Source organism: Limosilactobacillus portuensis, from assembly GCF_014838735.1.
Classification (GTDB): domain Bacteria; phylum Bacillota; class Bacilli; order Lactobacillales; family Lactobacillaceae; genus Limosilactobacillus; species Limosilactobacillus portuensis.
The window spans coordinates 17,490-36,944 of record NZ_JABUXQ010000013.1; the positions used below are offsets into that span (position 1 = coordinate 17,490).

The 19,455-nt window shown below is 40.6% G+C and carries 36 protein-coding genes; all 36 read right to left on the bottom strand.

All coding sequences use genetic code 11. From position 1 onward, the window contains the following. Positions 1-28: 28 nt before the first annotated feature. The gene (locus HUK49_RS05555) at positions 29-802 is read right to left on the bottom strand and encodes a (S)-acetoin forming diacetyl reductase (RefSeq protein WP_003716686.1); all 774 of its coding nucleotides are present in this window, start codon (positions 800-802) and stop codon (positions 29-31) included. Between the two features lie 149 nt (positions 803-951). Further along, a complete protein-coding gene (gene rpsI, locus HUK49_RS05560; protein ID WP_191912984.1) occupies positions 952-1,353 on the bottom strand; it encodes a 30S ribosomal protein S9 in 402 nt (133 codons plus the stop codon). Between the two features lie 7 nt (positions 1,354-1,360). Beyond that, positions 1,361-1,804, bottom strand: a complete 444-nt coding sequence (gene rplM, locus HUK49_RS05565) for a 50S ribosomal protein L13 (protein ID WP_040530816.1) — start codon at positions 1,802-1,804, stop codon at positions 1,361-1,363. Between the two features lie 105 nt (positions 1,805-1,909). Continuing rightward, complete coding sequence (gene truA / locus HUK49_RS05570) at positions 1,910-2,680, bottom strand: tRNA pseudouridine(38-40) synthase TruA (RefSeq protein WP_191912985.1); 771 nt, start codon at positions 2,678-2,680, stop codon at positions 1,910-1,912. A 17-nt stretch (positions 2,681-2,697) separates the two neighbouring features. Beyond that, the gene (locus tag HUK49_RS05575; protein ID WP_191912986.1) at positions 2,698-3,498 is read right to left on the bottom strand and encodes an energy-coupling factor transporter transmembrane component T family protein; all 801 of its coding nucleotides are present in this window, start codon (positions 3,496-3,498) and stop codon (positions 2,698-2,700) included. After that, complete coding sequence (locus tag HUK49_RS05580; protein ID WP_191336939.1) at positions 3,491-4,354, bottom strand: ATP-binding cassette domain-containing protein; 864 nt, start codon at positions 4,352-4,354, stop codon at positions 3,491-3,493. Before HUK49_RS05580 ends, HUK49_RS05575 begins: the two co-directional genes overlap by 8 nt. Beyond that, positions 4,330-5,157, bottom strand: coding sequence for an energy-coupling factor transporter ATPase (locus HUK49_RS05585; protein ID WP_191912987.1), 828 nt, complete (start codon positions 5,155-5,157; stop codon positions 4,330-4,332). The genes HUK49_RS05580 and HUK49_RS05585 overlap by 25 nt, the downstream gene beginning before the upstream one ends. 200 nt (positions 5,158-5,357) lie before the next feature. Beyond that, positions 5,358-5,741: a 50S ribosomal protein L17 gene (rplQ, locus tag HUK49_RS05590; protein WP_191912988.1), complete on the bottom strand. Its 384-nt coding sequence runs from the start codon at positions 5,739-5,741 to the stop codon at positions 5,358-5,360. A 34-nt stretch (positions 5,742-5,775) separates the two neighbouring features. Beyond that, positions 5,776-6,720: a DNA-directed RNA polymerase subunit alpha gene (locus HUK49_RS05595; protein WP_191912989.1), complete on the bottom strand. Its 945-nt coding sequence runs from the start codon at positions 6,718-6,720 to the stop codon at positions 5,776-5,778. 82 nt (positions 6,721-6,802) lie between these two features. Then, positions 6,803-7,192, bottom strand: coding sequence for a 30S ribosomal protein S11 (rpsK, locus tag HUK49_RS05600; protein WP_003716676.1), 390 nt, complete (start codon positions 7,190-7,192; stop codon positions 6,803-6,805). A 33-nt stretch (positions 7,193-7,225) separates the two neighbouring features. Next, positions 7,226-7,591 (bottom strand): 30S ribosomal protein S13, encoded by a 366-nt coding sequence (gene rpsM, locus HUK49_RS05605; protein WP_003716675.1) that lies wholly within the window; start codon positions 7,589-7,591, stop codon positions 7,226-7,228. A gap of 31 nt (positions 7,592-7,622) precedes the next feature. Beyond that, positions 7,623-7,742: a 50S ribosomal protein L36 gene (gene rpmJ, locus HUK49_RS05610; RefSeq protein WP_003714521.1), complete on the bottom strand. Its 120-nt coding sequence runs from the start codon at positions 7,740-7,742 to the stop codon at positions 7,623-7,625. A gap of 35 nt (positions 7,743-7,777) precedes the next feature. Continuing rightward, positions 7,778-7,996, bottom strand: coding sequence for a translation initiation factor IF-1 (infA, locus tag HUK49_RS05615; RefSeq protein ID WP_040530804.1), 219 nt, complete (start codon positions 7,994-7,996; stop codon positions 7,778-7,780). A 129-nt stretch (positions 7,997-8,125) separates the two neighbouring features. Next, positions 8,126-8,776 (bottom strand): adenylate kinase, encoded by a 651-nt coding sequence (locus HUK49_RS05620; RefSeq protein ID WP_278557020.1) that lies wholly within the window; start codon positions 8,774-8,776, stop codon positions 8,126-8,128. Positions 8,777-8,781: 5 nt separating this feature from the next. Continuing rightward, positions 8,782-10,104: a preprotein translocase subunit SecY gene (secY, locus tag HUK49_RS05625; protein WP_003716672.1), complete on the bottom strand. Its 1,323-nt coding sequence runs from the start codon at positions 10,102-10,104 to the stop codon at positions 8,782-8,784. Then, entirely contained in the window at positions 10,105-10,539 is a 435-nt protein-coding gene (gene rplO / locus HUK49_RS05630; protein WP_003716671.1) for a 50S ribosomal protein L15, read from the bottom strand. A 32-nt stretch (positions 10,540-10,571) separates the two neighbouring features. Beyond that, entirely contained in the window at positions 10,572-10,754 is a 183-nt protein-coding gene (gene rpmD / locus HUK49_RS05635) for a 50S ribosomal protein L30 (RefSeq protein WP_003716670.1), read from the bottom strand. A gap of 14 nt (positions 10,755-10,768) precedes the next feature. Then, complete coding sequence (gene rpsE, locus HUK49_RS05640) at positions 10,769-11,278, bottom strand: 30S ribosomal protein S5 (RefSeq protein WP_003716669.1); 510 nt, start codon at positions 11,276-11,278, stop codon at positions 10,769-10,771. 22 nt (positions 11,279-11,300) lie between these two features. Continuing rightward, positions 11,301-11,657, bottom strand: coding sequence for a 50S ribosomal protein L18 (rplR, locus tag HUK49_RS05645; RefSeq protein ID WP_191912990.1), 357 nt, complete (start codon positions 11,655-11,657; stop codon positions 11,301-11,303). Between the two features lie 65 nt (positions 11,658-11,722). Beyond that, positions 11,723-12,259, bottom strand: a complete 537-nt coding sequence (rplF, locus tag HUK49_RS05650) for a 50S ribosomal protein L6 (RefSeq protein WP_191912991.1) — start codon at positions 12,257-12,259, stop codon at positions 11,723-11,725. Positions 12,260-12,288: 29 nt separating this feature from the next. Then, complete coding sequence (rpsH, locus tag HUK49_RS05655) at positions 12,289-12,687, bottom strand: 30S ribosomal protein S8 (protein WP_040530800.1); 399 nt, start codon at positions 12,685-12,687, stop codon at positions 12,289-12,291. A gap of 30 nt (positions 12,688-12,717) precedes the next feature. Next, a complete protein-coding gene (locus tag HUK49_RS05660; protein ID WP_003716665.1) occupies positions 12,718-12,903 on the bottom strand; it encodes a type Z 30S ribosomal protein S14 in 186 nt (61 codons plus the stop codon). A gap of 15 nt (positions 12,904-12,918) precedes the next feature. Next, on the bottom strand, positions 12,919-13,461 hold the full coding sequence (rplE, locus tag HUK49_RS05665) for a 50S ribosomal protein L5 (protein WP_003716664.1): 543 nt from the start codon (positions 13,459-13,461) through the stop codon (positions 12,919-12,921). 30 nt (positions 13,462-13,491) lie between these two features. After that, a complete protein-coding gene (rplX, locus tag HUK49_RS05670) occupies positions 13,492-13,800 on the bottom strand; it encodes a 50S ribosomal protein L24 (protein WP_003716663.1) in 309 nt (102 codons plus the stop codon). Positions 13,801-13,834: 34 nt separating this feature from the next. Continuing rightward, positions 13,835-14,203, bottom strand: coding sequence for a 50S ribosomal protein L14 (gene rplN, locus HUK49_RS05675; RefSeq protein ID WP_003716662.1), 369 nt, complete (start codon positions 14,201-14,203; stop codon positions 13,835-13,837). Between the two features lie 64 nt (positions 14,204-14,267). Beyond that, entirely contained in the window at positions 14,268-14,534 is a 267-nt protein-coding gene (gene rpsQ, locus HUK49_RS05680; RefSeq protein WP_003716661.1) for a 30S ribosomal protein S17, read from the bottom strand. Between the two features lie 25 nt (positions 14,535-14,559). Next, complete coding sequence (rpmC, locus tag HUK49_RS05685; protein ID WP_191912992.1) at positions 14,560-14,766, bottom strand: 50S ribosomal protein L29; 207 nt, start codon at positions 14,764-14,766, stop codon at positions 14,560-14,562. Further along, on the bottom strand, positions 14,756-15,190 hold the full coding sequence (gene rplP / locus HUK49_RS05690; RefSeq protein WP_003716659.1) for a 50S ribosomal protein L16: 435 nt from the start codon (positions 15,188-15,190) through the stop codon (positions 14,756-14,758). Before rplP ends, rpmC begins: the two co-directional genes overlap by 11 nt. A 2-nt stretch (positions 15,191-15,192) precedes the next feature. Beyond that, a complete protein-coding gene (gene rpsC, locus HUK49_RS05695; protein WP_003716658.1) occupies positions 15,193-15,852 on the bottom strand; it encodes a 30S ribosomal protein S3 in 660 nt (219 codons plus the stop codon). A 12-nt stretch (positions 15,853-15,864) separates the two neighbouring features. Beyond that, the gene (gene rplV, locus HUK49_RS05700; RefSeq protein ID WP_003716657.1) at positions 15,865-16,212 is read right to left on the bottom strand and encodes a 50S ribosomal protein L22; all 348 of its coding nucleotides are present in this window, start codon (positions 16,210-16,212) and stop codon (positions 15,865-15,867) included. Between the two features lie 18 nt (positions 16,213-16,230). After that, positions 16,231-16,506 (bottom strand): 30S ribosomal protein S19, encoded by a 276-nt coding sequence (gene rpsS / locus HUK49_RS05705; protein WP_003716656.1) that lies wholly within the window; start codon positions 16,504-16,506, stop codon positions 16,231-16,233. 40 nt (positions 16,507-16,546) lie between these two features. Further along, positions 16,547-17,392, bottom strand: coding sequence for a 50S ribosomal protein L2 (gene rplB / locus HUK49_RS05710; protein WP_191912993.1), 846 nt, complete (start codon positions 17,390-17,392; stop codon positions 16,547-16,549). Positions 17,393-17,417: 25 nt separating this feature from the next. Beyond that, positions 17,418-17,711 carry a 50S ribosomal protein L23 gene (gene rplW, locus HUK49_RS05715; RefSeq protein WP_003716654.1) on the bottom strand — a complete coding sequence of 98 codons (294 nt, stop codon included), beginning with the start codon at positions 17,709-17,711 and terminating at the stop codon, positions 17,418-17,420. Continuing rightward, positions 17,711-18,334, bottom strand: coding sequence for a 50S ribosomal protein L4 (rplD, locus tag HUK49_RS05720; RefSeq protein WP_191912994.1), 624 nt, complete (start codon positions 18,332-18,334; stop codon positions 17,711-17,713). The genes rplW and rplD overlap by 1 nt, the downstream gene beginning before the upstream one ends. Before the next feature lie 22 nt (positions 18,335-18,356). Beyond that, positions 18,357-19,019, bottom strand: a complete 663-nt coding sequence (gene rplC, locus HUK49_RS05725; RefSeq protein WP_191912995.1) for a 50S ribosomal protein L3 — start codon at positions 19,017-19,019, stop codon at positions 18,357-18,359. A 37-nt stretch (positions 19,020-19,056) separates the two neighbouring features. After that, the gene (gene rpsJ / locus HUK49_RS05730; RefSeq protein ID WP_003716651.1) at positions 19,057-19,365 is read right to left on the bottom strand and encodes a 30S ribosomal protein S10; all 309 of its coding nucleotides are present in this window, start codon (positions 19,363-19,365) and stop codon (positions 19,057-19,059) included. Between the last annotated feature and the right edge of the window lie 90 nt (positions 19,366-19,455).

The window sequence follows — 19,455 nt, forward strand, 5'->3', positions numbered from 1 at the left end:
ATTCTTCACTGGGTTACGATCACTCATTCTAGTGGAATTGCATCCCACCATCAACAATGATCGTCTGTCCAGTAATGTAATTTGAATCAGGGCCAGCTAAGAAGCCAACAGCATTGGCAACATCTTCTGGTTCAGAGAGCCGTTTTAAAGCAATGTTCTTAGCAAATGTCTGCATTCCCCATTCATCACTCTTACCAGCATTCTTTCCTACTTGGTGGGCAATATCAAACATCATTGGTGTCTTAACAATTCCTGGAGCGTATGCGTTAACAGTAATGCCTTCATCAGCCAAATCACGAGCGGCTACTTGGGTAATTCCCCGAATAGCGAACTTAGTACCAGAATAAAGTGCTAAGTTTGGATTACCGACAACCCCAGCTTGTGAGGTGGCATTGATGATCTTTCCACCGTGACCTAACTTATTAAATGCTTGGTGTGCAGCTTGGATTCCCCAAAGAACACCCCCAACATTTACTCCATAAACCTTTTCGAATTGTTCAGGAGTAATTGTGTCAATTGGTGTAGTTGGACCAAGGCCAGCATTATTAACAACTACATTTAAATCACCAAAATGATCAACGGTCTTCTTAACCGCAGCAAATACAGCATCACGATCAGAAACATCCGCAACGATTGGTAAAGCTTCACCACCCTTTTCTTCCAGTTCCTTAGCAGTTTCCTGTAGTTTATTTTCTTCTAGGGCAACTAAAGCAACGGAAAAGCCATCGTTAACTAACCGTTCTGCAATTGCCTTACCAATACCTTGACTACCACCAGTAACTAAAGCAACACGTTTTGCCATAATTTAGCCTCCTTATATTAGTAAGCGGTTACAACAACTATATTATACGTCTTTTAAATTAAAGATAAAAGAAATACGATTGTGTATGTGTATAAAAAAAGAAGTTGGACAAAAATCCAACTTCTTTTTTGGAAGCGATAAATCGAATATTAACGCTTACTAAATTGAGCAGCCTTACGAGCCTTCTTAAGACCTGGCTTACGACGTTCCTTCATACGAGGGTCACGAGTCAAGAGACCGGCCTTCTTCAAAGCGTCACGGAAGTCAGGGTCAACTGCGAGTAATGCACGGGCGATACCGTGACGTACTGCACCAGCTTGACCAGAGAAACCACCACCATTAACGTTAGCTAAAACATCGTATTGACCGTCAGTCTTAGTAACGTTAAATGGTTGGTTAACAATAGCACGTAAGTTGGCAAATGGAATGTAGTCTTCAATTGCCTTGCCGTTCATTGTAATCTTACCAGAACCTGGTACTAAGCGAACACGCGCAGTAGTGTCTTTACGCCGACCAGTACCACTGTATTGAACTTGTTGAGCCAATTCCATTCCCTCCTTAAATTAAGTTAGTAATATCGAGTGCTTCAGGCTTTTGTGCTGCATGACTGTGATCTTCACCAGCGTATACATGAAGCTTTAAGCCCATCTTACGACCAAGAGAATTGTGTGGAAGCATACCCTTGATTGAGTGTTCCAATAACTTCTCAGGTTCCTTAGCACGGAAGTCACCAGCAGTCCGTTGCTTCAAACCACCAGCGTAGTCTGAGTGACGGTAGTAAATCTTGTCAGTAGCTTTCTTACCAGTTAACTTAACTTGCGCAGCGTTGATAACAATAACATTGTCACCAGTATCAACGTGTGGAGTGTATGTTGGCTTGTTCTTACCACGCAAAATTGATGCGACGACAGCAGAAAGACGACCCATTGGGACATCCTTTGCATCGACAACGTACCACTTGCGATCAACTTCACCAGGTTTTGCGATGTATGTCGTTCTCACGATTAAGTCCTCCAATTTTGTTTTTCTTTTACATATAATAGTGTACCGAGTTATTAGATGGAAAAGAAATACCAAGTGCTAGTATACCTTGTTACAACCACTTCGTCAATCACTTTCCCGATCATTCCCGTAATCTACTGAAACTAAATATAGGCCGCTTGCGGGAGCAGTCATCCGAGCTTGTGTCCGATCTTTAGCTGCTAATACACGTTTAACATCATCAACAGGTCGTTGCTTACTGCCTATTTCTAAAAGGAAAGCCACCATAATGCGAATTTGATTATAGAGAAAACCATTCCCAGTAAAATCAAAAACAACCTCATTTCGCAGTTCATCTCGTTTAATGTCTATTTTATAAACAGTTCGGACGTTGCTTTTAGCTTGACTCCCTGAGGCTACAAAACTAGTAAAATCATGCTCGCCAATAAAGTCTTTAGCGGCTTTTCGCATTAACGTTAAATCCAATGGATATTTAAAATGTGCTGTATAGTTTCGCTTAAAGGGATTAACAAATTCTCCTTGATCCACTCGGTAACGATAAGTTTTATTATGAGCACTATACCGGGCATGAAAATCGTTATCTACTAATTCTGCTTTTTTTATCAGAATATCAAGCGGCAAAATACTATTTAATGCCTTGCGCATTGATTCATTACTCAGGTGGTATGGAATATCAAAATGCGCAACCTGATTTAAGGCATGAACCCCAGCATCAGTTCTCCCTGATCCAATTACTGGAATTTCAGGGATTGGATGCTTAGCAATCTTGTTAACCGCATTTTTTAAAACCTGCTCTACCGTTCTCTTATGCGGCTGAATTTGAAAGCCGGAAAAATTTGATCCATCGTAAGCAAATGTTATTTTGTAACGATACACAATAAAAACTCTCCTCGCTAAATTAAGTTTAAAATTTCAATTCCAACATCAGCCATAAGCATCAATAATAATGCAACGGTATCTCCTTTGTGCCAGGATAACTGACGATATTGAGTTCGTGGACGCTCTAATGAATATCCCCGCGCTTCCATTGCCGTTGCTAAGTCTTCCGAATGCTGAAACGAATTTACAAATAATGGGATAATAATTGGAATAAGGTGCTTTAGCCTCGTTATTAAGTTTCCTTGGTGGAAATCCATTCCCCGTGACCGCTGAGCATTCATAATTATCTTAATATCTGCCATAATTGTCGGAACAAATCTTAATGCAATTGATAACATCAGGGAAATCTTATCTACCGGAACTCTTAACCATTTTAACGGAAAAATTAACCAGGAAAATGCTCCAGCTAACTGCAGAGTTGGCGTGGTTACCGTGAGGATCGTGGATGCTGTAATAATTACCGTAAACCGATAAAAGATTAAAAATGCATTCTTTATTCCGTCACTTGTTATCGAAATCCAGCCATAATGCCAATACATCTGACCGCCGCTACTGAATAGGACCTGTAGACAAACAGTTATTAGGATCACAATTAAAAATGGCTTTATCCCTGTCCAATACATCCGAAGAGGAACCCGGCTTATAATCAGCGTAATTAGCAAAACAAATGATATCCAAATCGCTGGCCATAAATGATTAGCAAAAAAAACACTGATAACATACCAAATACAAAGAATTAATTTAGTCCGGGCATCTAAACGATGAATTGGTGAATTTAGCGGAACATAGCTTCCAAAGACAACCATGTTACCCATTTGCCATTCCCCCATTCTTTAATCGTTCAATCAGGTTTGCAGACAGTTCATCCAATGATAGAGGCAATCCGCTCAAACCAATTTCCCGGGAAATTTGAATGCTTTTAGGAGCCAACAAGTTACTCTTCTTTAACAATTGCTGACTACTAAAAAATTCTTGTGGACTACCATCAAACGTAATCTGCCCATCGTGAAGTGCAACAATTTGGGTTACTAATGATGTAACCATTTCTAAGTAATGAGTAATCATAATAATGGTAACTCCACGTTGGTTTAATTCTTTAATAATGTTGAGTAACCGTTGAACAGCCAAGGAATCAAGGCCAACTGCGGGTTCATCTAAAATTAAAACTTCAGGATTCATTGCCAGTACTCCAGCAATTGCAACTCGTCGTTTTTGTCCACCAGATAGTGAAAAAGGAGATTGTTTAAGAATCGTCGGTGATAATTGAACGGTTTCTAACGCCTTCATAATTGACTTATTTATTTTTTTCTGAGGCCAACCAAGATTCTGTGGCCCAAACGCTAAATCATCACGAACAGTTTGCGCAAATAGTTGGCGCTCAGGAAATTGAAAAACAAAACCAATTTTTTGGCGAAATAGCTCCTGTTCTCTTTTGGATGTTTGATTATTAATTAACCGTCCATTGACGACTACCTGTCCTGATGTTGGAAGAGTCAAGGCATCAATTAAGTTGACCAGAGTTGATTTACCACTGCCAGTTTGGCCAACCAACACAGTAAATGCTCCATCCGCAATCTTTAAATTAATATTACGCAGTGCTTGATGAGCGAGAGGCGTCGTTGGCTGGTAAATAAAGTTAACATTCCTTAATTCAATTTTTGCTTTAGCCATCGAACCATTTCCCCCGTTGTTATGTATTCTTGAGGAGCCTTTATTCCTGCATGGATTAACTCCTCTCTAATTTGCTCACCAGCTGCTGGTGTCAGTTGAAGCTTTCTTAATAATTGATGATTTGATAAAACCTTTTTAGTAACATCATTTGCTACTACTTTACCTTGATCAAGGATCAAAATATGATCAGCCAGTTCTGCTTCATTAAGATCGTGAGTAATCATGATGATTGTATACCCCCCATCATGATGAAGAGTTTCTAGTAGCTTCATAATTGATTCTCTTCCCACTGGATCAAGCATGCTAGTAGCCTCATCAAAGATAATTATTTTAGGCTTTACTGCTAACACTCCCGCAATAGCAATTCGTTGTTTTTGACCACCAGAAAGCTCAGCAACTAAACTATCTTCATAATCAATCATTCCAACACTCTTTAAAGCTTGCTTAATGAGCATCGGCATTTTTTCCGGAGCAACATTATAATTTTCTAAACCGAAAGCAACATCTTCAGCAACCGTTGAGCCAACAAATTGATTTTCTGGATTTTGGAAAACCATTCCCACCAGCTTATGAACTGTTTCTAAATGCTGTTCATTTACCTCTAAATCATCAATCAGAATTTTCCCTTTATTTGGCTGAAGGAGCCCATTAAGAAGGCGAACAATCGTACTCTTCCCACTTCCATTATGTCCAACAACCGCGATCCACTTATTTACTGGCAAGACAAAAGATTGATTATCTATTAGCACCTTATCAGAATCAGGATATTTAAATGTGACATGGTTAAATTTAATCTCTTGCATCTTTTTTATCCTTTACATTAATACCTATTATTTTAACAGAGAAAGTAAAAGAATTTAAAAATAAAAAATCACTTACCAGAGAAGTGCACGGTTAATCCGCATTCAAGCTAGACTAGGGAATAATCCCACCATCATAACGCTCTATACTTCAATGATAGTGATTCTTTATTACGTATTAATAAACTCTGATTAACGAAATGTTAGTCAACGAATTCTAAGATAACCATCTTAGCACCGTCACCACGACGAGGCATAGTCTTCAAAATCCGTGTGTAACCACCATTACGTTTAGCATACTTAGGTGCTAATTCTTCAAATAAGTTTTGAAGAGCAGATTGAATACGGATGTTGTCGCCATCTTCCTTAACATCAGCAACGACATTCCGAACAAAAGCAGCTGCCTTACGACGTGAAGCTAAATTGCCACGCTTTGCAAGGGTAATCATTTGATCAGCAGTCTTACGAACTTCCTTAGCACGAGCTTCGGTAGTAGTAATCCGACCATTAACAATTAAATCAGTAGTTAAATCACGTAATAAAGCCTTACGTTGTGAACTTGTACGTCCTAATTTACGGTAACTCATGAAGTTGTCCCTCCTTTTCCATTGGTTTGATTAATTAATCATCTTGACGGAATGAAACGCCGAGATCGTTTAATTTCAACTTAATTTCTTCAAGTGACTTTTGGCCTAAGTTCCGTACCTTCATCATGTCAGCTTCGGTCCGATCAGTCAATTCCTTAACGGTATTGATACCCGCACGCTTGAGACAGTTGTATGAACGAACTGATAGATCAAGTTCTTCAATTGTCATTTCAAGCATCTTTTCTTTATGGGTTTCTTCCTTTTCGACCATCACTTGTGCATTTTGAGCCTCTTCAGTAAGGTTAACAAACATTGCCAAGTGTTCGGTTAAAATTTTAGCACCCAAGCTAACAGCTTCAGTCGGTGTTAATGAACCATCAGTCCAAACATCTAAGGTTAGCTTATCGTAATCATTACGTTGACCAACCCGAGCATTTTCAACTGTGTAGTTAACACGTTCAATCGGGGTATAAATGGAGTCAATTGGCAATACACCAATTGCGAGATCATCCATTCGAGCTTTGTTATCATTTGCAGAAAAGTAACCACGACCCTTGTCAGCAGTCATCTTAATGTGCAGTTCGGCACCATCTGCAACGGTAGCAATGTACAAGTCAGGGTTAAGAACCTCAACTTCACCATCGCCTTGAATATCACCGGCGGTAACTTCAGCAGGACCTTTAACATCAATCTCAAGATCCTTTCGTTCTTCTGAATCCAGTTTTAGAGAAACTTTCTTCAGGTTCAAAATGATTTGAGTTACATCTTCAGTAACACCTTCAACAGTACTGAATTCATGTAAAACACCATCAATTTGAATACTAGTGATGGCAGCACCAGGTAATGATGCCAGTAAAACTCGTCTTAATGAATTACCAAGTGTAGTTCCATAACCACGTTCGAGCGGTTCAACAACGAACTTACCGTAGCTATCAGTTTCTTCAACCTTGTGAATGTTTGGCTTTTCAAATTCGATCATTCTATCTCTGTACCCCTTTCAAACGCAGTTCGTATTTTAGACTAAAAGGCCATTGATGGATTCGTAACTCCAGCAATGTCAATTAAACACGACGACGCTTTGGAGGACGAGAACCATTATGAGGAACTGGAGTCACATCACGAATAGCAGTGACTTCCAAACCAGTTGCTTGAAGAGCACGGATAGCTGATTCACGACCAGAACCTGGACCCTTAACTTCAACTTCAACGGTCTTCATGCCATGTTCCATAGCTTGCTTAGCAGCAGCTTCTGAAGCCATTTGAGCAGCGAAAGGAGTTGACTTCCGTGAACCCTTAAAGCCCAATACACCAGCTGATGACCAAGCAACAGCGTTACCTTGAACATCAGTAATCATGATCAAAGTGTTGTTAAATGTTGAGTGAATGTGAGCAACACCAGTTTCAACATTCTTTTTTGCACGACGCTTACGCGTACCTTTTTTGGTTGCCATATTAAGTACTAACCTCCTTTATATTAAAATAGATTACTTCTTCTTGTTAGCAATAGTAACTGCCTTACCCTTACGAGTACGTGCATTGTTCTTAGTGTGTTGACCACGAACTGGTAAACCACGACGGTGACGCATTCCACGGTATGAACCAATTTCTTGGAGCCGCTTAATGTTCAAAGTAACTTCACGACGTAAGTCACCTTCTACTTGGTATTGGTCAACTTGAGTACGGATTTGTTCTTCTTGTTCAGGAGTTAAATCACGAACACGAATATCTTCAGAAACACCAGCATCCTTCAAAATCTTTTGAGCACGTGTGTTACCAATTCCGTAAATGTATGTTAAGCCGATTACGATTCGCTTGTCACGAGGTAAATCGACACCTGCGATACGAGCCATTTATTTACACCTCCATCCTTATTTAAATAAATTACTTACCTTGACGTTGCTTGTGCTTTGGATTAGCAGAGCAAATAACCATAACACGTCCGTGACGCTTTACGATCTTGCAGTGTTCGCACATTCGCTTGACTGATGGTCTTACTTTCATTTTATTAATCCTCCTAGAGAGTTACTGTTTAATTACTACTTAAACCGGAAGGTAATCCGACCCTTGGTCAAATCATATGGTGACATTTCAACCTTAACACGGTCACCAGGTAAAATCTTAATGTAATGCATCCGGATCTTACCAGAAACGTGTGCTAAAATTTCAGCACCATTTTCCAATTCAACTTTAAACATCGCATTAGGTAAGGTTTCAGTAATCTTACCTTCAACTTCAATCACATCGGCTTTTGCCACAATTGGTTCCTCCTTGCATAACCAAGAAATGACGTAAAAACGGTGGAAAACGACATCATTTCCCACTGTAAGCTATATAAACCTTACAAAGTTTAGCATAACTATGTAAACTTCGCAAGGTTTAACAGCTTAAAGGTTATCTAATACCTTTTTAACATCTTCATAAACCTTGTCAATGTCTTGTTGACCATCGATTGTGTACAAAACACCTTTCTTTTGGTAGTAGTCTACCAGTGGTGTATTTAACTTGATGTTAACATCTAACCGATTCTTTACGGTTTCAGGTTTATCATCATCACGTTGATAAAAATCATGATGACCACAAACATCACAAGTACCTTCAACCTTAGGTGGGTTGTATACTCGGTGATAAGTTGCACCACAATTACGACAGATAAATCGACCACTTAGTCGTTCTACCAATACATCTGGTTCGACGTGAATATTGATAACCGCATCTAGTTGTCGATTACTTTCAGCCAACATCTTATCCAATGCTGCTGCTTGGTTAAGATTACGTGGGAAGCCATCTAACATGAAGCCTTTTGCCGTATCATCTTTCGAAAGACGTTCCTTAACAATACCATTGGTAACTTCATCAGGAACAAGTTCTCCCTTATCGATGTACTTCTTTGCCTCAATTCCCATTGGCGTTTCATTCTTAATTGCTGCCCGGAAAATATCTCCGGTAGAAATGTGAGGAATATCAAAATCCTCAACAATCTTTTGAGCTTGTGTACCTTTACCGGCACCAGGCAAACCCATTAAAACAAGATTCATTGTCATTATACTTCTCCTCCTTCTGGTCTTGGTCCACGAATAAATCCAATATATTCACGTTTCATTGTCAAACCAGTTAATTGACGGACAACGTCAAGAGCAATTTGAACAATAATCAGTAAACTAGTACCACCTAATCCAATTGATTGACTTAGGTTCCATACATTGCTGGCTACTAATGGAATTAATGAAATCAATCCCAAGAAAAGTGAACCAACAGTACTTAACCGCATTAATAATGCTGAAATATATTGCTGAGTACCCTTTCCAGGACGAACTCCTGAAATATAACTCCCTTGTTTTTGCAAGTTTTCCGCAAGCTTTTCTGGATTGACTTGAACAAAGGCATAGAAGAAGGTAAATACAACAATTAAGAAAATATATAATGTAATTCCTGGTCCAGACTGCATGTTAAATATTGTAGATAACACTTGGTACCAGGTATCTCCACCATGATTTTGTTGGAATGCCATTAAGATTGTTTGCGGTGTAGAAATGAATGAACCAGCAAAAATAACCGGAATAACACCAGAAACGTTAATCTTTAATGGTAAGTAACTACTAGCAGGTGAAGTGGTAGTCCGTCGAGTATACTGAATTGGTAAGCGTCGTTCAGCCTGTTGTACCCAAGTAACAAAAGCAACAATGATAATCAATGCAATTATTACTAAGGCAACAAAACCGATTCCCATCCAAAGTGCCGATCCAGATTCACCAGCAATTTGGTCTTGCCATAGTTGGTAAATACCACCTGGCATCTGAGCAACAATACCAGCGAAGATTAGCATGGAAACCCCATTTCCTAATCCTCGCTCAGTAATCATATCACCCATCCAAGTTGCAAACATTGTCCCTGCAGTTAGAATTAATCCAATTGTCAAGTATGTTGTAACATTTGGATGATTGACAAGCTTTATCGAGCTTAAAGCATTAAAACCTGCTGTAATCCCGATTGACTGAATAAATCCGAGAACAATTGTCAGCCATCGGGTTGCTTGATTCAACTTTCGCCGACCAACTTCACCTTGTTTACTCCATTCAACAAATCGTGGAACAATATCCATTTGTAGTAATTGAACAACAATTTGTGCAGTGATGTATGGAGAAACACCCATCGCAAATAGTGAGTAATTTTCTAGTCCACCACCACTAAAGGTATTAAGGATTGAAGCCAATCCAGTCGATGAAATTTCCTGCAAAGCAGCAGCATTAACACCAGGAACTGTGATCGCCGCCCCAATCCGGTAAACAATTAATACAAATAATGTAAAGAATATTTTTTTACGAATATCCTTAACCTTAAATGCATTTTTGACGGCTGTAAACAATTACATCACCTCAGTTTTACCGCCAGCAGCTTCGATAGCTGACACTGCTGAAGCAGAAAACTTATTAGCCTTAACAGTTAACTTCTTAGTAAGCTTACCGTTACCAAGAACCTTAACACCGCTCTTCAAGTTCTTAACAATGCCGCTTTCCATCAATAATTGTGGAGTAACTTCAGTACCATCTTCAAACCGATCTAAAGTACTTAAGTTAACAATAGCATATTCCTTACGGTTAATATTAGTGAAACCACGCTTTGGAATTTGCCGGTAGAGTGGCATTTGACCCCCTTCAAAGCCTAAACGTGTCTTACCATGAGCCTTTTGACCCTTAGTACCACGTCCAGAAGTAAAACCATGACCTGATGAAAGGCCACGACCCTTACGAAGACGCTTTGAACGAGAACCTGCAGCAGGTTTTAATTCGTTTAACTTCATTTAGTAGGCACCTCCTTATTATTTAGTTGTAATTACTTAACTTCTTCAATAGAAACTAAGTGAGCAATCTTAAAGATTTGGCCACGTGTTGCAGCGTTATCTGGTAAGATAACAGAACTGTTAATCTTACCAAGACCCAAAGCCTTAACAGTCCGGCGTTGAGTTGGCTGACGGTGGGCAACACTGTGGATTAAAGTAACTTTAACTTGAGCCATAATTAGTGCCCTCCTTATTCTGCTAAGTGGTCTACAGAAACGCCACGAAGTTTAGCGACTTCTTCAGCGCTCTTTAATTGCTTCAAACCTTCGAATGTTGCACGAACAACGTTAACAGGAGTGTTTGAACCAAGACGCTTTGAAGTAACATCGGCTACACCAGCAAGGTCCATAACGTTACGAACCGCACCACCGGCAGCAACCCCGGAACCTTCAACGGCTGGCTTCAACATAATCTTTCCACCACCGTATGTACCGATAACTTCGTGTGGAATAGTAGTACCAACGATAGGAACAGTGATCAGGTTCTTTTCAGCAGCAGCTTGAGCCTTACGAATAGCTTCAGGAACTTCTTGAGCCTTACCAGTACCAAAACCAACATGGCCCTTACGATCGCCGACAATTACTAAAGCGGCAAAACGCATCCGACGACCACCCTTAACAACCTTGGTAATCCGGTTGATGGCAACAACTTGATCGTCTAAGTCCAACTTTGCTGGATCAATGAATTCTGATGATGTCATTGCAGGTTATTCCTCCTTTTCCTTAGAATTTAAGTCCGTTTTCACGAGCAGCTTCAGCTAATGCTTGAACACGACCATGGTAAAGGTATCCACCACGATCAAAAACAACATTAGTGATGTTCTTTGCAGCAGCATGCTTGGCAATTAATTCACCAACACCACTAGCTTGTTCAGTCTTGCTCTTTCCACTAACTTCACTGTCAATTGTGGAGGCACTTGCGAGCGTCACACCCTTTACGTCATCAATTAATTGAGCGTAAATGTTTTTGTTTGAACGGTAAACACTTAAGCGTGGGCGCTCCGCAGTACCAGAAATCTTACCGCGAACGCGCATATGACGACGTTGACGGATCTTATTCTTATCTGGTTTAGAAATCACAACAGTCACCTCTTAATATAAAATATAGTTTAATTTGTCGATAATAACTAGTTAGTAACCAAATATTACTTACCAGTCTTACCTTCCTTACGAATAATGTGTTCGTTTTCGTAACGAATACCCTTACCCTTGTATGGTTCAGGTGAACGAACGGCACGAACTAAAGCAGCAAAATCACCAAGGTGTTGCTTGTTGATTGAGCTTAATTCAATAGTAGTGTTGTCAGGAACCTTAATATCAACATCTTCAGGCTTGTCCATTTCAACTGGTTGTGAGTAACCAACAGTCAAAATAAGCTTGTTACCCTTAAATTGAGCACGGTAACCAACACCGACAAGCTTCAAGGTCTTACTAAATCCATTAACAACACCTTCAACCATGTTGTTGACGTTTGCACGGGTTGTTCCGTGAACCATCTTAACTTGGTTGCTATCTTCATCACGATCAAATTTTACAACGCTGCCTTCAACGCTCATCTTGATCAATGGTGAAATTTCGCGACTTAAAGTACCCTTAGGACCCTTTACAGTCACAACATTACCTTGTTGAGAAATTTCTACACCTTCTGGTAGATCAATTTCCTTGTAACCAATACGACTCATGCTTGCACCTCCTAACTTAATTTAATTAATTACCAAATGTAGGCGATAACTTCGCCACCAATTTTCTTGGCGCGAGCAACCTTGTCAGTCACAACACCCTCAGATGTTGAGATAATGGCAATCCCTAATCCGTTGAGAACCTTTGGCACTGCGTCAGCCTTAACGTATGTACGAAGACCAGGCTTAGAAATCCGCTTTAATCCGGAAATAACCCGTTGACCATCGTTACCATACTTTAAGAAGACACGAATGATGCCTTGCTTGTTATCGTCAACGTATTCAACATCGCGAATGAAACCTTCATTCTTTAAGATTTCGGCGATGTCCTTCTTCATCTTTGATGCAGGTGCTTCTACTGATTCGTGTTGAGCCATATTAGCGTTACGAATACGAGTTAAGAAATCTGCGATTGGATCACTCATAGACATCGATGTTTTCCTCCTTTGTCGGTGATTTGTTTACCAGCTAGCCTTCTTTAAACCAGGAATTTGTCCCTTGTGGGCAAGTTCTCGTAAGCAAAGCCGGCATAAGTGGAATTTACGGTAAACTGAGTGCGGACGTCCACAACGTGCACAACGTGTGTATTCACGACTTGAGAACTTAGCTGGACGGTTGCACTTAGCAATCATTGATTTTTTAGCCAATTTGTGGAACCTCCTTTATTTAGCGAACGGCATACCAAGTTGAGCCAATAATTCGTGTGATTCTTCATCAGTTTGCGCAGTTGTAACAATAACAACATCCAAACCACGAACACGGTTAACCTTATCAAAATCAATTTCAGGGAAGATTAATTGTTCACGAATACCTAAAGTGTAGTTACCACGGCCATCAAATGACTTGTTGCTTACACCATGGAAATCACGAACACGAGGTAATGAAACATTAATCAACTTATCCAAGAAATCATACATGCGTTCACCACGTAAAGTGACCTTGGCACCAATTGACATTCCTTCACGAAGACGGAAGCCGGCGATTGACTTCTTAGCCTTAGTAATTAAAGGCTTTTGTCCAGAAATCAATCCCAATTCTTCAACGGCTTCATCAAGGTTCTTTGAGTTGGTAGTAGCGTCACCAACACCCATGTTTAAGACAATCTTGTCAATCTTAGGTGCTTGCATGATTGATGAATAGTTAAACTTTTCAATCAATGCTGGACGGATTTCACTTTCGTACTTAGCTTTCAAACGATTTTCCATTGGAAGTTATTCCTCCTTTCGTAATTAATTTTAGTCGATAGTCTTGCCAGATTTCTTGGCAAAACGAACCTTCTTACCATCAACGAACTTGAAACCAACACGGGTTGGTTCGTTAGTAGAAGGATCAATCAGCATAACATTTGAAGCACTGATAGCAGCTTCAGTATCAATAACTCCACCATTAGGGTTTGAGTTACTTGGCTTTTGGTGTTTCTTAACCATGTTAATGCCTTCAACGATCACACGGTTTGCAGAAGCAATGGTCTTTTTAACAGTACCTTCCTTGCCCTTGTCCTTACCGGCGATAACGCGAACTTTGTCACCTGTTTTAATGAACATGTTGATAGTGCACCTCCTTATTTTTGGGTAAATCTTACAGAACTTCTGGAGCTAATGAAACGATCTTCATGAAGTCATCTCCACGAAGTTCACGAGCAATTGGGCCAAAAATACGGGTACCCTTAGGGCTCTTATCGTTGTTAATCAAAACAGCAGCGTTTTCATCAAACTTGATGTATGAACCATCCTTACGGTGTAGACCTTGCTTAGTCCGTACTACAACAGCCTTAACAACGTCACCCTTTTTGACAACGCCACCTGGTGTTGCCTGTTTTACAGTAGCAACAATAATATCACCAATATTACCTGTTTTTACTCGGGAACCACCTAAGATCTTGATTACCAAGATTTCGCGGGCACCGGAGTTATCAGCGACCTTCAACCGACTTTCTTGTTGAATCACGGTTAATGTCCTCCTTCCATCTTTGAATAAGAATTAGAATACGAAATTTAGAGTTGTCTGCTAATTAAAGGGTAGCAGCCTTTTCGACAATCTTTACAAGACGGAAACGCTTCTTTGCAGATAATGGACGTGTTTCCATGATTTGTACAGTGTCGCCAGTCTTAGCTTCGTTGTTTTCGTCATGTGCGTAGTACTTCTTAGAATACTTAACACGCTTGCCGTAAATTGGGGCACTCTTGTAAGTATCAATCACAACAGTGATAGTCTTATCCATTTTATCGGAAACAACGCGGCCTTGATAAACCTTACGTGCATTACGTTCTTCACTCATGCGCTAATCCTCCTTTTCGTATTCTTTATTTATTTAATTCTTGTTGACGAAGAACTGTCTTAACCCGGGCAATGTCTTTGCGTACTTGCTTAAGACTTGCAGTGTTTTCCAATTGGCCGGTTGCTAATTGGAAATGTAAGTTAAATAATTGCTCCTTCAGTTCCTTTTCACGGTCAAGTAGCTTCTCAGTGGTTAATCCATTCAGTTCTTGTACGTAATCTTTACTTTTCATTAGATTGTCCACCTACTTCCTCACGTTTTACGATCTTAGTGCGAACTGGCAACTTGTGACCGGCAAGACGTAAAGCTTCACGAGCAGTTTCTTCAGATACACCTGCTACTTCGAACATTACCTTGCCACGCTTAACTGGGGCAACCCATCCTTCTGGGGCACCCTTACCATTACCCATCCGGACACCAACACCTTTGCTAGTGTAGGAAAGTTGAGGGAAGATCTTAATCCAAACCTTACCACCACGCTTCATGTAACGGGTAATAGCGATACGAGCAGCTTCAATTTGACGGTTACTAATCCAGTGGGAATCCAATGCTTGTAAACCAAACTCACCGAATGAAACAGTCTTACCACCCTTGGCTTCACCACGCATGTGGCCACGTTGAACCTTACGGTGCTTAACTCGCTTAGGTACTAGCATGTTTACTTCCCTCCTTCTTCATCGTTGTTCTTCTTGGTTGGCAAAACTTCACCACGGTAAATCCAAGTCTTTACACCAAGAACACCGTATGTAGTATTTGCTTCATCCCAAGAGTAATCAATGTCGGCACGCAAAGTGTGCAAAGGAACAGTTCCGTCTGAGTATGATTCAACCCGTGACATATCTGCACCATTCAACCGACCAGCAACTTGAGTTTTAATACCCTTAGCACCGGCACGCATTGCACGTTGCATAGCACCACGCATTGCACGACGGAATGCGATACGTGCTTCCAATTGACGAGCGATGCTTTCACCAACAAGGTGAGCATCCAAGTCTGGCTTCTTAATTTCCACAATGTTAATGTGGACACGCTTACCAGTTAACTTGTTTAATTCCTTACGAAGTGCTTCAACTTCTGAACCACCCTTACCAATAACCATACCAGGCTTGGCAGTATGAATTGAAACGTTTACGCGGTTAGCAGCACGTTCAATTTCAACGGTTGATACTGAGGCATCAGCAAGTCGCTTTTCAATGTACTTACGGATCCGAAGGTCTTCGTTTAAGTAGTTTGCAAAATCTTTTTCTGCATACCACTTAGCAGTCCAGTCGCGAATGACCCCAACACGAAAACCATTAGGATTGATCTTTTGACCCACTATTCATTCCTCCTATCGTTCTGTAACAACCACTGTAATATGACTAGTCCGCTTGTTAATTGGTGAAGCGGAGCCCTTAGCACGTGGACGGAACCGCTTAAGGGTTGGTCCTTCGTTTGCGAATGCTTCGCTAACAACAAGTGAAGCACGATCTAAGTCAAAATTGTTTTCAGCGTTTGCAACAGCAGAATTTAATACTTTTTCAACATCTGAAGCGGCACCACGAGGAGTGAACTTCAGAATAGCAAATGCTTCAGCAACGCTTTTACCGCGAATTGCGTCTAAAACAAGACGAACCTTACGTGCAGAAACACGAACCATCTTAGCAGTTGCCTTAGCGGATGTAATGTTTTCAGCCATGTCTATTGTTCACCCTCCTTACTTAGTTGCCTTGTCATCAGTAGCGTGACCATGGAAAGTCCGTGTTGGAACAAATTCACCAAGTTTATGACCAACCATATCTTCTTGTACGTAAACTGGCACGTGCTTACGACCATCATATACAGCAAAAGTATAACCGATAAAACTTGGGAAAATTGTTGAACGACGTGACCATGTCTTGATGACAGTCTTCTTATCAGAACCTTCTTGTTCCTTAACCTTCTTTAATAGAGAAGCGTCAGCGAAAGGTCCCTTCTTCAAACTACGACCCATTTAGTGTACCTCCTCTCGGGTATTTAAGCGATATTTAATCTTAACGAGTGTGTGGACCGCGCTTCCGACCACGAACAATAAACTTGTTTGAACGAGCTTTGTGTGAACGGGTCTTCTTACCAGCAGTCTTCTTACCCCATGGAGATAGAGGAGATGGTAAACCAACAGGTTGCTTACCTTCACCACCACCATGTGGGTGATCATTAGGGTTCATAACAGAACCACGAACATGTGGACGTTGACCAGCGTAACGAGTACGACCAGCTTTACCCTTAATCAGCAATGCATGTTCATCATTACCAACAGTACCTATAGTAGCACGGCAAGTTGCAAGAACCATCCGAATTTCACCAGATGATAAACGAACAAGTACATACTTTTCTTCCTTACCAAGTAATTGAGCAGAAGCACCAGCTGAACGAGCTAATTGACCACCCTTGCCTGGCTTTAATTCAATGTTGTGAATAACTGTACCAACTGGAATGTTCTTTAATGGAAGAGCATTACCAACCTTGATATCAGCATCTGGACCAGATTGAACAGTCATGCCAACCTTAAGACCCTTTGGAGCCAAGATGTATGACTTAGTACCATCAGCATAACCAAGTAAAGCAATGTTTGCAGTCCGGTTTGGATCATATTCAATTGCCTTTACGGTTGCAGGTACATTATCCTTAATCCGCTTGAAGTCAATGATACGGTATTGACGCTTTACACCACCACCACGGTGACGAACAGTAATATGACCGTAACTGTTACGACCAGCCTTGTGCTTCAAAGGAGCCAATAATGACTTTTCTGGAGCTGACTTTGTAATTTCTGCAAAGTCATAACCGTTCATATTACGGCGACCGTTAGTAGTAGGTTTGTACTTACGAATTCCCACTATGTTTTCCTCCTTTTTTTAATGATTAGTTTTCGCTGTCATTAAACAGCTTGATTTCATTTGAGTCGGCAGATAAAGTAACAATAGCCTTACGACGACGCTTAGTGTAACCAACGTAACGGCCTTGACGCTTCTTCTTACCCTTTAAGTTCATGATGTTTACCTTAACAACCTTAACACCAAAGATTTCTTCAACAGCATTCTTTACTTGTGTCTTAGTTGCTCGTAAATCAACATCGAATGTGTAACGCTTGTCGTCCATACCAGCCATTGAAGCTTCGGTAACTACTGGACGTAAGATAACTTCGCGTGCTTCCATTATGCGAGCACCTCCTCTACTTGAGAAAGAGCTGACTTAGTGATGACAATCTTTTGACTGTCAACAACATTTAAGATGTTAACACCAGCTGGTGTAACAACTGTGGCATTTGCCAAGTTGCGAGCAGACAAAGCAGCGTTCTTGTCATCATCAGTAACAACAACCAGTACCTTTTCGGCAACCTTAAGTTTATCCATAACTCCTGCAAATTCCTTAGTCTTTGGTGCATCAAAGTTCAATGCATCAACAACAACTAAAGCATTGTCGAGAACCTTTTGAGAAAGGGCAGACTTAATAGCAAGTTGACGAACCTTGCGAGGAAGGCTGTACTTGTAAGAACGTGGAGTTGGGCCGAAGACAATACCACCACCACGGAATTGTGGTGATCGGATTGAACCTTGACGAGCACGACCAGTACCCTTTTGACGCCATGGCTTCTTACCACCACCGCTAACAGCTGAACGATTCTTTACGGCATGAGTACCTTGACGCATTGAAGCGCGTTGACGAAGAATGGCTTCAAACTCAGCATTTTCATTTGGTTCAACACCGAAAATATCAGCATTCAAATCGATAGTACCGTTTTGGCTACCATCTTGCTTGTACAAATTAACGCTAGTCATTATTAACTTCCTCCTTTCTTAATTATTTATTATGTTGCTTGCTCAGGCTCTTCTTAGTGTTAGCCTTCACAGAATTCTTAATAGTAACGTATGACTTGTTAGCACCAGGAACGTTACCCTTAATTAAAAGAACATTGTTATCAAGATCAACCTTAACCACTTCAAGGTGTTGCATAGTGACAGTCTTGCCACCCATACGACCTGGCAACTTCATTCCCTTGAAGACACGATTAATAATTGGTCCTAATGAACCTGGACGACGGTGATAACGAGAACCGTGTGACATTGGTCCACGTGATTGGTTGTCCTTGTGAATGTTACCTTGGTAACCATGACCCTTTGTAATACCCGTAACGTCGACAGTTTCACCTTCATTGAAGACATCAGCCTTAACTTCGTCTCCAACCTTGATGTCATCCCCTAATTCAGCGTCACGGATTTCACCGATGAAGCGCTTAGGGGTCGTGTTTGCTTTTGCTGCATGACCTTGTTCAGGCTTGTTACTCAAAATTTCACGCTTGTCATCAAAACCAAGTTGAACGGCATTATAACCATCGTTTTCAACAGTCTTGATTTGCATAACAACGTTTGGTGTTACGTCAATAACAGTAACTGGTACCAATTCACCGTTGTCAGTAAAAACTTGAGTCATCCCAACCTTTTTACCTAAGATTCCTTTGGCCATGAGTACACCTCCTAAAATAATTTAATTTAAAATATAATTACAACTTAATTTCGATATCAACACCACTTGGAAGATCGAGCTTCATAAGTGAATCAACAGTCTTTGGTGTTGGATCAACAATATCAATCAAACGCTTGTGAGTGCGCATTTCAAATTGTTCCCGAGACTTCTTAAACTTGTGTGGTGAACGAAGAACAGTGTAAATTGTCCGTTCAGTTGGTAACGGGATAGGACCTGAAATTTGAGCACCTGTACGCTTTGCAGTTTCGACAATCTTGTCTGCTGATTGATCAAGGATACGGTGTTCATAAGCCTTTAACCGAATACGAATCTTTTGTTTTGCCATTATATTCCCTCCTTCGTCAGATTTAAAATTTGACTAGCTCCGCGGAAATTACCGCCACATCCTGTGGCAAAGCGGCCGGGTGTGTCGCAA